Annotated in this window: 11 protein-coding genes; 7 read left to right on the top strand and 4 right to left on the bottom strand. The window is 64.3% G+C overall.

Annotation, left to right across the window (positions count from 1 at the left end; translation table 11 throughout):
• Positions 1–224 precede the first annotated feature (224 nt).
• The gene (locus K4A76_RS02690; RefSeq protein WP_029886943.1) at positions 225–1,958 is read left to right on the top strand and encodes a C13 family peptidase; all 1,734 of its coding nucleotides are present in this window, start codon (positions 225–227) and stop codon (positions 1,956–1,958) included.
• Between the two features lie 27 nt (positions 1,959–1,985).
• The gene (locus K4A76_RS02685; RefSeq protein ID WP_009685749.1) at positions 1,986–2,630 is read left to right on the top strand and encodes an oxidoreductase; all 645 of its coding nucleotides are present in this window, start codon (positions 1,986–1,988) and stop codon (positions 2,628–2,630) included.
• Positions 2,631–2,657: 27 nt separating this feature from the next.
• Here K4A76_RS02685 and K4A76_RS02680 read toward each other — a convergent pair whose 3' ends face one another.
• From K4A76_RS02680 to K4A76_RS02665, 4 genes are all read right to left on the bottom strand, one after another.
• Positions 2,658–2,945, bottom strand: a complete 288-nt coding sequence (locus K4A76_RS02680; RefSeq protein WP_054904355.1) for a YceK/YidQ family lipoprotein — start codon at positions 2,943–2,945, stop codon at positions 2,658–2,660.
• Entirely contained in the window at positions 2,942–3,571 is a 630-nt protein-coding gene (gene ubiX / locus K4A76_RS02675) for a flavin prenyltransferase UbiX (protein ID WP_173887473.1), read from the bottom strand. The genes K4A76_RS02680 and ubiX overlap by 4 nt, the downstream gene beginning before the upstream one ends.
• Entirely contained in the window at positions 3,568–4,917 is a 1,350-nt protein-coding gene (gene mpl / locus K4A76_RS02670) for a UDP-N-acetylmuramate:L-alanyl-gamma-D-glutamyl-meso-diaminopimelate ligase (protein ID WP_173887472.1), read from the bottom strand. Before mpl ends, ubiX begins: the two co-directional genes overlap by 4 nt.
• A gap of 66 nt (positions 4,918–4,983) precedes the next feature.
• Positions 4,984–6,984 carry a sigma-54-dependent Fis family transcriptional regulator gene (locus K4A76_RS02665; protein WP_274411474.1) on the bottom strand — a complete coding sequence of 667 codons (2,001 nt, stop codon included), beginning with the start codon at positions 6,982–6,984 and terminating at the stop codon, positions 4,984–4,986.
• Between the two features lie 254 nt (positions 6,985–7,238).
• On the opposite strand from K4A76_RS02665, the gene exaC reads away from it, so the two are divergent.
• The 5 genes from exaC to K4A76_RS02640 all read left to right on the top strand — a co-directional run bounded on the left by exaC (position 7,239) and on the right by K4A76_RS02640 (position 13,230).
• The gene (gene exaC / locus K4A76_RS02660; protein ID WP_274411473.1) at positions 7,239–8,759 is read left to right on the top strand and encodes an acetaldehyde dehydrogenase ExaC; all 1,521 of its coding nucleotides are present in this window, start codon (positions 7,239–7,241) and stop codon (positions 8,757–8,759) included.
• Positions 8,760–8,946: 187 nt separating this feature from the next.
• Complete coding sequence (eat, locus tag K4A76_RS02655; protein WP_009685742.1) at positions 8,947–10,395, top strand: ethanolamine permease; 1,449 nt, start codon at positions 8,947–8,949, stop codon at positions 10,393–10,395.
• Positions 10,396–10,441: 46 nt separating this feature from the next.
• The gene (locus K4A76_RS02650; RefSeq protein ID WP_274411472.1) at positions 10,442–11,836 is read left to right on the top strand and encodes an ethanolamine ammonia-lyase subunit EutB; all 1,395 of its coding nucleotides are present in this window, start codon (positions 10,442–10,444) and stop codon (positions 11,834–11,836) included.
• An 8-nt stretch (positions 11,837–11,844) separates the two neighbouring features.
• Positions 11,845–12,663, top strand: coding sequence for an ethanolamine ammonia-lyase subunit EutC (gene eutC / locus K4A76_RS02645; protein WP_274411471.1), 819 nt, complete (start codon positions 11,845–11,847; stop codon positions 12,661–12,663).
• Positions 12,664–12,771: 108 nt separating this feature from the next.
• On the top strand, positions 12,772–13,230 hold the full coding sequence (locus K4A76_RS02640; protein WP_054913673.1) for a GNAT family N-acetyltransferase: 459 nt from the start codon (positions 12,772–12,774) through the stop codon (positions 13,228–13,230).
• Positions 13,231–13,354: the final 124 nt, after the last annotated feature.

The following is a 13,354-nucleotide window of genomic DNA, read 5'->3' as shown; positions in this document are numbered from 1 at the left end:
ATAGGCCCACAAGCGGCACCTCATCCTGTAGGAGCGGCCTTGTGTCGCGATGGGGCGCGAAGCGGCCCCGGCGATTTCTGCGGCGAAGCTGGAATCGTGGGGCCGCTGCGCGCCCCATCGCGACACAAGGCCGCTCCTACGGGGATGTGCGTCAGCGCAGGCGCTCGCTGTTTCAGGATCCCATTCTGCGTCATAATCGGCAGACCTATTGCCCGGTTCTCGCCATGCGTCCACTGCTCCCCATTACCCTGGTCCTGCTGCTCGCCGCCTGTGGCGATGGCGAATCGTTGCTGCCGCCGGATGCCCGCCTGCCCGACGGTGGGCGCTACCGGGGCCAGGTGGTCGATGGCCTGCTGCAGGGTGAAGGGCGGATCGACTATCCCAACGGCAGCTGGTATGCCGGCACCTTCAAGGACGGCCAGTGGCATGGCCAGGGCGAATGGCACGGCCAGAACGGCGAGGTGTACCGCGGCCAGTTCGCCGCGGGGCTGTTCGAGGGGCTGGGCGACCTGACCACACCGGGCAGCCACTATGCCGGCACGTTCAAGCACGGCCGCCGTGATGGCGAAGGCACCCTCAAGCAAGCCGACCAAACCTACCGCGGCCAATTCAAGGACGACCTGTACGACGGCGCCGGCGAGCTGGTGCTGGCCGACGGCAGCCGTTACCAGGGCCTGTTCGCCAAGGGCAAGCCCAACGGCGCGGGGGTGCGCAGCGACGCCAGCGGTAACCGGTTCAGCGGCCATTTCAGCAATGGCCAACTGCAAGGCAGCGGCACCTACGACAGCGTCGATGGCGAGCAGTACATCGGCGAGTTCAAGGACAACCGTATTGAAGGCCGTGGCCGCTATGAGAGTGCCGATGGCGATGTTTGGATCGGCCAATTCAAGGACGGCTCGCTGATCGGCGAAGGTGAATTGCTGGGCAGCGACGGCAGCCATTACAAAGGCACGTTCGCCGACTGGCGGCTGTCTGGCCAAGGCAGCTTGCAACTGGCCGACGGCAGCCAGTACGTAGGCGGCTTTCTGAACGATGCCTACAACGGCAAGGGGCGCCTGATCCTGCCCAACGGCAAGGTCGAAAGCGGCGTGTGGGCCAACGGGGTGCGCGTGCGCGACCAGCATGGCACGCTGCTGCCCGACCCGCTTGACCTGGCCCTGCTCAACCAGGGCCGGCTACTGCAACAGGCGCTGGCCGCAGTGCCGCGCTCGGCCCCGCCGATTCAGCTGTACAGCCTGGTGGTGGGCGGTGATGGCCAACAGAGTGTGTTCCTGCGTGAAGCCGACTACGTCAGCAACATGCTCAAGGTACGCTTTGGCGCCCGCGGCCAGGTGACCCTGGTCAACCACCGCGACCACCTGGCCAACCGCCCCATGGCAACCCGCGAGAACCTCACCCGTGCCGCCCGCACCCTGGCCGAGCGCAGCGGCCCGGAAGACCTGGTGTTCATCTACCTCACCAGCCACGGCAGCGCAGACCACCAGCTGGTGCTCGACCAGCCCCGCCTGCAACTGGCCGACTTGTCCGCCGACGAGCTGGCAACGGCCCTTGCGCCGTTGAAGGATCGCGACAAGGTCATTGTCATCTCGGCCTGCTATTCAGGGGGGTATATCGCCCCGCTGAAAGATGAGCGTACCCTGATCATGACTGCCGCACGCGCCGACCGTGTCTCCTTCGGTTGCTCGGAGGAAGCTGATTTCACCTACTTTGGCGAAGCCCTGTTCGCCCAGGCCCTGAACCAGACCGACGACCTGAAACAGGCGTTTGAACTGGCACGCGGCAGTGTTGCCGAAAGGGAACAAAGGGAAGGTTTCGACGCCTCTGAGCCTCAGTTGTGGGCGCCGCCGGCGGTGCTTGAGCATTGGCAGCAACTGCGCCGGCAACAGGCCGAGGAAGCATTGCGCAACACGACCCAGGCCAAGGTGGGCGCACAGGCAAAAACCCCGGGCAACCACTAGACTTGGGTGTAACAAGGGAGAGACATCATGTACTTGACGCCTCAGCATGTCCTGCTTGCCGGTGCCACCGGCCTCACCGGTGAACACCTGCTCGACCGCCTGCTCAACGAGCCCACCATCACCCGCGTGCTGGCCCCCACCCGCCGGCCGCTGGCCGAACATCCGCACCTGGAAAACCCGGTGGGTGACCCGGCAGTGTTCCTGCCGCAGCTGGCCGGCAGGGTCGACGTTGCCTATTGCTGCCTGGGCACCACCCTCAAACAGGCCGGCTCCGAGTCGGCGTTCCGCGCGGTGGACCTGGACATGGTGGTGGCGTTCAGCAAACGGGCCCGGGAAATGGGCGCACGGCATTTGCTGGTGGTCAGTGCCTTGGGCGCCGACCCGAAGTCATCGATTTTCTACAATCGGGTGAAGGGCGAGATGGAAGAGGCGCTCAAAGCGCAGGATTGGCCGCAACTGACCATCGTGCGGCCGTCTCTGCTGCTGGGCGAGCGCATCAAGCCGCGGCTGGCAGAGCAGTTGGTTTCACCGTTGTCCCGGCTGATTCCAGGGAAATACCGGGGGATCGAGGCCTGCACCCTGGCCCGTGCGCTATGGCGCCTGGCCCTCGAAGAAGAAGACGGGGTGCGGATTGTGGAGTCGGATGAATTGCGCAAGCTGGGCAAGAAGTAAGCCGCTCCCACAGGACCGTGCAATCCCTCACAGCCCCCCTGTGGCCTGGAAGCCTACACCGGCAGCAGTCAGCAAGGACAACGGCAGCAACAGGGTATCAAGCAGCATGCTCCCTGGCAGGTCCAGCCCCGGATAGCTCGGGGCTTGAGCCCCAAACCGATCCTGCGGGCAGCAACCACCGTTGATCACATACAGATCCAGACGCGTACCGGCATACACCACCGGCGCCCCTGGCTTGTTGGCATCCAGCGTGCGCACCGTGGCACAACCACTCAGCAACCCCAGCGCCAGCAAGCCGGCCAGCGCCCGTTTCAATCATCCACCCCGAAGTGGTGCTCGCCCCAACGCGGCAGCATGTCCTGGGGAATGTTCAGCAGGTTGAGAACACGCGCCACAACGAAGTCGACCAGGTCGTCGATGGTTTGCGGCTGGTGATAGAAGCCCGGCGCCGCAGGCAGAATCACCGCGCCCATCTGCGACAACTTGAGCATGTTCTCCAGGTGAATGGTGGAGAATGGCGCTTCGCGGGGCACCAGAATCAACTGGCGGCGCTCCTTGAGGGTCACGTCGGCTGCGCGCTCGATCAGGTTGTTGCAGGCCCCGGTGGCAATCGCCGACAAGGTGCCGGTGGAACACGGCACCACCACCATCGCTGCCGGAGCGCCCGAGCCCGAGGCCACTGGCGACATCCAGTCTTCCTTGCCATACACGCGGATCTGCCCATCGGCAGCACCGGTGTATTCGGTGAGGAAGGCCTGCATCGCCTGGGGCTTGGCCGGCAGCACCACATCGGTCTCGGTGGCCATTACCAGTTGCGCCGCCTTGGAGATCAGAAAATGCACCTCGCGGTCCTCGCGCACCAGGCAATCGAGCAGGCGCAGGCCGTACTGGGCGCCTGAAGCGCCCGTCATGGCCAGGGTAACGCGTTCCGGCCCGTTCACTTCAGCGCCTCGGCCAGCTTGCCATGCAGGCCGCCGAAGCCGCCGTTGCTCATGATCACCACGTGGGTGCCCGGGCGGGCCTGGCCCTTGATGCGTTCGATGATCGCCTCGAGGCTTTCGGCAACCACACTCGGTACCTTGCACTGCGCAGCAGTAGCAGCGAGGTCCCAGCCCAGGTTGGCCGGCGCGTACCAGATCACCTGGTCGGCGTCGTTGACGCTTTCTGGCAGGCCATCGCGGTGTGCACCCAACTTCATCGAGTTGGAGCGCGGTTCGATTACCGCGATCACCGACGCCTCGCCAACGCGCTTGCGCAGGCCGTCGAGGGTGGTAGCGATGGCAGTCGGATGGTGAGCGAAGTCATCGTAGATGGTCACGCCCTGTACTTCGGCAACCTTCTCCATGCGCCGCTTGACGCTCTTGAAGGCGCAGAGGCCCTCGATGCCCATGGCCGGCACCACGCCTACATGGCGAGCGGCTGCCAGGGTAGCCAGGGCGTTGGCGACGTTGTGCTGACCGGTCAGCGCCCAGTCCACCACGCCTTGCGCCTGGCCCTCGAACAGCACTTCAAAACGCGAGCCATCGGCGCTGAGCAGGCGGGCCTGCCACTGGCCACCTTCACCCGTGGTGTGTACTGGGGTCCAGCAGCCCATGCCGATGACCCGCTCCAGCGCTTGTTCGGTGGTCGGGTGGATGACCAGGCCTTCGCTGGGGATGGTGCGCACCAGATGGTGGAACTGCCGCTCGATCGAGGCCAGGTCCGGGAAAATGTCTGCGTGATCGAACTCAAGGTTGTTGAGGATCGCAGTGCGCGGGTGGTAGTGAACGAACTTTGAACGCTTGTCGAAGAAGGCACTGTCGTACTCGTCGGCTTCGACCACGAAGAACGGCGTAGCCCCCAGGCGGGCCGACACCGAGAAGTTCTGTGGTACACCGCCAATCAGGAAGCCCGGGCTCATGCCGGCGTGCTCCAGCACCCAGGCCAGCATGCTGCTGGTAGTGGTCTTGCCGTGGGTACCGGCCACGGCCAGCACCCAACGGCCTTGCAGCACGTGGTCGGCCAGCCACTGCGGGCCGGAAACATAGGGCAGGCCCTTGTTCAGCACGTATTCAACCGCCGGGTTGCCGCGCGACATGGCGTTGCCGATCACCACCAGGTCGGGTGCCGGCTCCAGTTGAGCCGGGTCGTAGCCTTGGGTCAGCTCGATGCCCTGGGCTTCGAGCTGCGTGCTCATCGGCGGGTAGACGTTGGCGTCCGAGCCGGTCACGCGATGGCCAAGCTCCTTGGCCAGCACTGCCAGCGAGCCCATGAAAGTGCCGCAAATACCGAGAATGTGAATATGCATGGTCGACCTCGCAAAACATCGAGGCAGGGTAGCCCAGGGCGCGACAAATCGCACCCGCTGTTTCGCTCAGTCGCCCCGGGTGATGCCGTGTTTGCGCAGTTTTCGATACAAGGTATTGCGGCTGATGCCCAAGTGTTCGGCGACACGGGTGAGGTGCCAGTGTTTTGCCTGCAGCACCTCAATGAGTGCTTGCCGTTCTGCGTCCTGCAACACCTCGGTACCCTCACCTGGTCCATTGTCGGACCTGTGGGAGCGGGCGAGCCCGCGAACCGGGGCAACGCCCTCGCCTTGTGTCGGCTGGGCAGACGGCTTCGCGGGCGCGCCCGGTCCCACAGGCCCGGTGTGGCTGCGCACAATGGCAGGGAGATCCGAGAAAGTGATGCGGCCACCTTCGCAAAGCGCCACCAGGGTACGCAGCACGTTGCGCATCTGCCGCACGTTGCCCGGCCAGGCGAAGTCCAGCAGCGCCTGGCGCGCCCTCGGTTCGATGTCGATCAGTTGGCCCTGCGCCTCCTGGCGCAGCAGGAAGTCCAGCAACTGCGCCTTGTCACTGCGCTCGCGTACGGCCGGCAATGCCACTTCCAGGCCGTTGAGGCGGTAATACAGGTCTTCACGGAAACTGCCCTGCTCGACCCGCTGCAGCAGGTCACGGTGGGTGGCGCTGACGATGCGCACGTCCACTGCCTGTGGCTCGCCGCCGATCGGCACTACCTGACGCTCCTCCAGCACGCGCAGCAGGCGTGTCTGCAGGGCCAGGGGCATGTCACCGATCTCGTCCAACAGCAAGGTGCCACCGTCGGCTTGCAACAGCTTGCCGCGCATGCCTTCCTTTCGCGCACCGGTGAAGCTGCCACCGCGGTAGCCGAACAGCTCGCTCTCGATCAGGCTTTCAGGGATCGAGGCACAGTTGATGGCCACGAAGGGTTGGCTGCGGCGCTCACTGGCCTGGTGCACGGCCTGGGCAAAGGCCTCTTTACCGCAGCCGGTCTCGCCGCGCAGCAGCAGTGGCACATCGCGCTCGAACACCCGCACACTGCGGCGGAAATCATTCTGCAACGCCGGGTCGAGCAGGCATACCAGCGGCTCTGCAGCACGCGTAGGCCGCGGCTGGGCCACGGGCACCGACCATACAGGCGCGCGCGCCTGCCCGCGCAGGCTGGCGAACACCTGGCGGCCGTCCAGGGTGCGCAGCGGCCAGGCCGTGCTGCCCCCGGGCGTCGCGCGGCCGAACAGCTCATCGTGGCTGCAGGCAAAAAACCGCTCCAACGGCTGGCCCAGCACACCGCTGCGTACGCTGCCCAGCAGGTTCAGGGCGCTCTGGTTGGCCGCGCAGATCCGGCCATCACCGTCGAAGGCCAGCAGGCCCTCGCTGAACAGGCCAACCGACTCGGCCTGCAGGTGAAAACGCAGCAGCCACTGCTGCTCGAAATGGCGCAGAAAGTAGCAGCTTTCGATCATCTTGGCCGACAGGTTGACCAAGGCCATGGTATGGAACTGGCTTTGCCGTGAGACGTCGGGGCGTGCCGAGGATACGTCGAGCACCGCCAGCAACTCGCCATGGGGGTCGAACACCGGGCTGGCCGAGCACGTCAGCCCGGTGTGGCGGCCGCGGAAGTGCTCGTTCTGGTGGATGGTCAGCGCCTGGCGCTCGACCAGGCAGGTGCCGATGCCATTGGTGCCTTCACGCGCCTCGCTCCAGTCGGCGCCCAGCCACAGCCCGGCATGCTCGAAGCTGCGCCGCTCGCTGGCCGCGCTGACGCAATTGAGGATCACCCCGCGGGCATCGGTCAGCAACACCGCATGGCCGGCCCCGGAGAGCTGCTGGTGCAGGCTGTTCATTTCGTGGTCGGCGATCTGCAGCACCTGGCGCAAGCGCTCGCGGCTTTCCAGCAAGCGCCCGTGCTCGAGCACCACCGGCGCCTCGATCACCGTTGGGTCGAGGTGGTAGTCCTCCAGGCAACGCAGCCAGGAGCGGGCAATGGAGGGGTCGCTGACGCCCTCGCCAGCACCACCATGGGCCACAGTGTGGACCTGCCGGGCATGGCGGCTGAAGTGATTGCTCTGCATTGTTGTAGTTCTCCGCAGATAGAGCGTGTCACCAGCATCCTCCACCGGCGAAGGCATTGCAATGCACCCACGGGTGACGTGTCGTGAACGGCACAAAATGTCACCCCCAGGCGTACCGCAACCGGCACAGGCTGGCTGCCACGTGTCCGCCACACCCGCCCAAGCCATTGATTTTACGGGTGCCGCGCACGCTGGCCCAACCTTTGCTCTACGCTTTTTACTCCCTAACAAACACAATAGCCAGGAGACACACCATGCGTTACGCACATCCCGGTACCGAAGGCGCGAAGGTTTCCTTCAAGAACCGCTACGGTAACTACATCGGTGGTGAGTTCGTTCCTCCGGTAAAGGGTGAATACTTCACCAACACGTCCCCGGTGAACGGCCAGCCGATTGCCGAATTCCCCCGCTCAACTGCCGAAGACATCGACAAGGCACTGGACGCTGCCCACGCTGCCGCCGACGCCTGGGGCCGCACCTCGGTGCAGGACCGCTCCAATGTGCTGTTGAAAATCGCCGACCGCATCGAGCAGAACCTCGAACTGCTGGCCATTACCGAAACCTGGGACAACGGCAAACCGATCCGCGAAACCCTGAATGCCGACATTCCGCTAGCGGTCGATCACTTCCGCTATTTCGCTGGCTGCATTCGTGCACAAGAAGGTGGCGCCGCCGAAATCAACGAAGGCACCGTGGCCTACCACATCCACGAACCGCTGGGCGTGGTCGGGCAGATCATCCCGTGGAACTTCCCGATCCTGATGGCCGCCTGGAAGCTTGCACCGGCCCTGGCCGCTGGCAACTGCGTGGTGCTCAAGCCGGCGGAACAGACCCCGCTGGGCATCACCGTGCTGCTGGAAGTGATCGGTGACCTGCTGCCCAAAGGCGTGCTCAACATGGTGCAGGGCTATGGCCGCGAAGCAGGTGAAGCGCTGGCGACCAGCAAGCGCATCGCCAAGATTGCCTTCACCGGCTCTACCCCGGTTGGCTCGCACATCATGAAATGCGCCGCCGAAAACATCATCCCGTCTACCGTAGAACTGGGCGGCAAGTCGCCGAACGTGTACTTCGAAGACATCATGCAAGCCGAGCCGAGCTTCATCGAGAAAGCGGCCGAAGGCATGGTGCTGGCTTTCTTCAACCAGGGCGAAGTGTGCACCTGCCCATCGCGGGCGCTGGTGCAGGAGTCGATCTACCCGCAGTTCATGGAAGTGGTGATGAAGAAGGTGCTGCAGATCAAGCGCGGCGACCCTCTGGACACTGACACCATGGTTGGCGCACAGGCCTCGCAGCAGCAGTTCGAGAAGATCCTCTCGTACCTCGAGATCGCCCAGCAGGAAGGTGCCGAGCTGCTGACCGGTGGCAAGGTTGAAAAACTCGAAGGCTCGCTGGCCACCGGTTACTACATCCAGCCGACCCTGCTCAAGGGCAACAACCGCATGCGCGTGTTCCAGGAGGAAATCTTCGGCCCGGTGGTCAGCGTCACCACCTTCAAGGACGAAGCCGAAGCGCTGGCGATTGCCAACGACACCGAGTTCGGCCTGGGCGCCGGCGTGTGGACCCGCGACATCAACCGCGCTTACCGCATGGGCCGCGGGATCAAGGCTGGCCGTGTATGGACCAATTGCTACCACCTGTACCCGGCGCATGCCGCGTTCGGTGGCTACAAGAAGTCCGGGGTTGGGCGTGAAACCCACAAGATGATGCTCGACCACTACCAGCAGACCAAGAACCTGCTGGTGAGCTACGACATCAATCCGCTGGGCTTCTTCTAAACCGCATCGCCTGCTTCGCGGGCTCGCCCGCTCCCACAGGGACCACGCATATTTCATACTTGCGTACTACCTGTGGGAGCGGGCAAGCCCGCGAAGAGGCCAGACCTGCTCTGGCTCGCTTCCTGCAGTACCCATCACCATCGGCGCGGACCCCTTCCGCCCACCAAGAAAAACAACAGGTGAAACTATGCCAAGCGATCAATCCGCCGGCTCGCCGGCAGGCTCTTCCGTCGACTTCGAGAAGGTCGGTTCGGACTATTTCCAGCAACGTGAATTGAAAAAAGGCGCGGCCGGCTGGGTGCTGCTGGTCGGCCTGGGGGTGGCCTACGTCATTTCCGGCGACTACGCCGGCTGGAACTTCGGCCTGGCCCAGGGTGGCTGGGGCGGCATGTTCCTCGCGACCCTGCTGATGGCCACCATGTACTTGTGCATGTGCTTCTCGCTGGCCGAGCTTTCCTCGATGATCCCGACCGCTGGCGGTGGCTACGGCTTTGCCCGCAGCGCCTTCGGCCCCTGGGGCGGTTTCCTTACCGGCACGGCGATCCTCATCGAATACGCAATCGCCCCCGCCGCCATCGCGACCTTCATCGGCGCCTACTGCCAGTCGTTGTTCGGCATTGGCGGCTGGATGATCTACCTGGCGTTCTACGTGGTGTTCATCGGCATCCACATCTTCGGGGTGGGCGAAGCACTGAAGTTGATGTTCATCATCACGGCCATCGCCGCCATTGCCCTGGCGGTGTTCCTGGTGGCCATGGTGCCCCATTTTGATGCAGCCAACCTGTTCGACATCGCCAAAACGGACGCTGTCGGCGCCAGCAGCTTCCTGCCGTTCGGCTATGTCGGGGTATGGGCGGCGATCCCGTATGCCATCTGGTTCTTTCTCGCCGTCGAAGGCGTGCCGCTGGCCGCCGAAGAAACCAAGAACCCCAAACGTGACCTGCCACGCGGCCTAATCGGCGCCATGCTGGTGCTGCTGGCCTTTGCCCTGCTGATCCTGGTGGTCGGCCCTGGCGGCGCGGGTTCCGAGGCGCTGAAAGCTTCCGGCAACCCCCTGGTCGAAGCATTGGCCAAAGCCTACGGCGGCGCTACCTGGATGGGCAGCTTCGTCAACCTGGTCGGCCTGGCCGGCCTGATCGCCAGCTTCTTCTCGATCATCTACGCCTATTCCCGGCAGATTTTCGCCCTTTCCCGCGCCGGCTATTTGCCGCGCAAGCTGTCGGAAACCAACAAGAGCAAGGCGCCGGTCATGGCCCTGGTCATACCTGGCATCATCGGTTTTGCGCTGTCGCTGACTGGCCAGGGCGACCTGCTGATCCTGGTGGCGGTGTTCGGCGCTACGCTGTCGTACGTGCTGATGATGGCCGCGCATATCACCCTGCGCATCCGCCGGCCGAAGATGGAGCGCCCGTACCGTACCCCTGGCGGCATCTTCACCTCCGGCCTGGCCCTGGTGCTGGCGTGCATCGCCGTGGTCGCCGGTTTCCTGGTGGACCCGCGCGTGGTGATTGGCGCCGCAGTGATCTATGCGGTATTAATTGCCTACTTTGCTTTCTACAGCCGCCACCACCTGGTAGCGGGCACCCCGGAAGAGGAATTCGCCGCGATCCAGCAGGCCGAAGAGGCTCTGCACTGACCGGCGCCACCCGCCGCGGGGCAACCCGCGGCTCTGGAGATTCTGTATGGCAAGTTTCGTACACACGGTCGGCCACCTGGTCTACCGCTTCGACAGCCTCAAGGATGTCATGGCCAAGGCCAGCCCGGCGCGCTCCGGGGACTACCTGGCAGGCGTTGCGGCAAGCAACGACGGCGAGCGCGTAGCCGCGCAGATGGCCTTGGCCAATATCCCGCTGACGCATTTTCTCAACGAAGCCCTGATCCCCTACGAAGCCGACGAGGTCACCCGGCTGATCATCGACAGCCACGATGCCCAGGCATTTGCGCCGGTCAGCCACCTCACCGTCGGCGGCCTGCGTGACTGGTTGCTGAGTGAAGAGGCCAACGAGGACAGCCTGCGCGCCCTGGCGCCGGGGCTGACCCCGGAAATGGCGGCGGCGGTATCGAAGATCATGCGCGTGCAGGACCTGGTGCTGGTGGCGCAAAAAATACGTGTGGTCACCCGTTTTCGCGGCACCATGGGCCTGCGCGGGCGCCTGTCGACCCGCCTGCAGCCCAACCACCCGACCGACGAGCCGGCCGGCATTGCCGCCAGCATTCTCGACGGCCTGCTGTACGGCAACGGCGATGCCATGATCGGCATCAACCCGGCAACCGACAGCATTGCCTCGATCTGCGCCCTGCTGGAAATGCTCGATGCCATCATCCAGCGCTACGACATACCCACCCAGTCCTGCGTGCTGACCCACGTCACCACCTCCATCGAAGCGATCAACCGCGGCGTGCCGCTGGACCTGGTGTTCCAGTCCATCGCCGGTACCGAAGCGGCCAATGCCGGCTTCGGCATCAACCTGAATGTACTGCAGGAGGGTTACGAGGCCGGCCTTTCGCTCAAGCGCGGCACCCTGGGGCAGAACCTGATGTACTTCGAAACCGGCCAGGGCAGTGCGCTGTCGGCCAATGCACACCACGGGGTCGACCAGCAAACCTGCGAAACCCGCGCCTATGCCGTGGCCCGCCACTTCAAGCCGTTCCTGGTCAACACCGTGGTCGGTTTCATTGGCCCGGAGTACCTGTACAACGGCAAGCAGATCATCCGCGCCGGGCTCGAAGACCACTTCTGCGGCAAGTTGCTGGGCGTGCCGATGGGCTGCGACATCTGCTACACCAACCACGCCGAGGCCGACCAGGACGACATGGACACCCTGCTGACCCTGCTGGGTGTGGCCGGGATCAACTTCATCATGGGTATCCCCGGTTCCGACGACATCATGCTCAACTACCAGACCACCTCGTTCCACGACGCGCTCTACGCGCGCCAGACCCTGGGCCTGAAGCCCGGGCCGGAATTCGAGGCATGGCTGGCCCGCACCGGCATATTCACCCAGGCCGATGGCCGGGTGCGCTTCGGTGACAACCTGCCGCCGGCCTTCCGCCAGGCCTTGGCACAGCTTGCATAGGGATCACCATGGACCATCGCACCCCTACCCCTGAAAACCCTTGGCTGGCCCTGCGCACGCTGACCCCGGCGCGTATCGCCCTGGGCCGCAGCGGTACCAGCCTGCCGACCGGGGCGCAACTGGACTTCCAGTTCGCCCATGCCCAGGCCCGTGATGCCGTGCACCTGGCGTTCGACCACGCTGGCCTGGCTACCCAGCTGGCTGAACGCGGCCGCGAAAGCCTGGTGCTGCACAGCGCCGCCAGCGACCGCCACGAATATCTGCAACGGCCCGACCTGGGCCGGCGCCTGAACGAAGCATCGGTCGCCACCCTGCGCCAGCATGCCCAGGCCAACCCAGGTGGGGTCGACCTGGCCATCGTGGTTGCCGATGGCCTGTCGGCGCTTGCCGTACACCGGCATACCCTGCCGTTGCTGAGCCGGTTCGAGGAACAGGCCGCCGCCGACGGCTGGACCAGCGCACCGGTGGTGCTGGTGCAGCAGGGCCGCGTGGCAGTGGCCGATGAGGTGGGTGAACTGCTGGGCGCGCGCATGACAGTGATGCTGATCGGCGAGCGGCCCGGGCTCAGTTCGCCCGACAGCTTGGGGCTGTATTTCACCTATGCGCCAAAGATCGGCCTGACCGATGCCTACCGCAACTGCATTTCCAACGTACGCCTGGAGGGCTTGAGTTATGGCATGGCCGCACACCGCCTGCTGTACCTGATGCGTGAAGCCTGCCGGCGCCAGCTGTCGGGGGTGAATCTGAAGGACGAAGCCGAGGTCCATAGCATCGACAGCGAACATGGCCCCGCGCAGCGAGGCAACTTCCTGCTTGGCGAGGGCTGAACACCCTGTCATGCAAAGCGGATTGCGCCGCGGGCCGGGCTTGGGGCAGCATGCCCTCGAAGCTGCTGGCAATCCGCTGTTTTCCCTAATGGACTCTGAGGGCCGCACATGCGCATCATCAAGGCAAAACTGGAACACCTCGACCTGTTGACGCCTATGTTCGTCAAATACCGTGAATTCTATGGGCAACTGCCCTATCCCGACAGCTCGCGCAGCTTCCTGGAAAAACGCCTGCAGCGGGACGAATCGGTGATCTACCTGGCGCTCCCCGATGATGACGACAACAAGCTGCTGGGCTTCTGCCAGCTGTACCCGAGCTACTCGTCGCTGTCGCTGAAGCGGGTATGGATTCTCAACGATATCTACGTGGCCGAAGACTCCCGGCGCATGCTGGTAGCCGACCACCTGATGCGCGAAGCGAAGAAAATGGCCAAGGAAACCAACGCCGTGCGCATGCGGGTGTCCACAAGCAGCAACAATGAGACGGCGCACAAGACCTACGAGTCCATCGGTTTTCGTGAAGATACCGAGTTCAAGAGCTACATCCTGTCCATCAACCAGGATTGACCTGCGTCCGCCCCTGCGCGGGCAAGCCCGCCCAGGGGCGGATACGGCACTACCGCGTGCAGTAACCCCCCGCTACAAACTCCCCGGGCATGATCGTCACTTAGCCGTATAATGGCCCACCTGT

The organism is Pseudomonas sp. NEEL19 (assembly GCF_028751975.1).
Taxonomy (GTDB): Bacteria; Pseudomonadota; Gammaproteobacteria; order Pseudomonadales; family Pseudomonadaceae; genus Aquipseudomonas; species Aquipseudomonas juntendi.
Note: the sequence above shows the minus strand (reverse complement) of the source record. Positions and strands in the feature narration are given on the sequence as shown.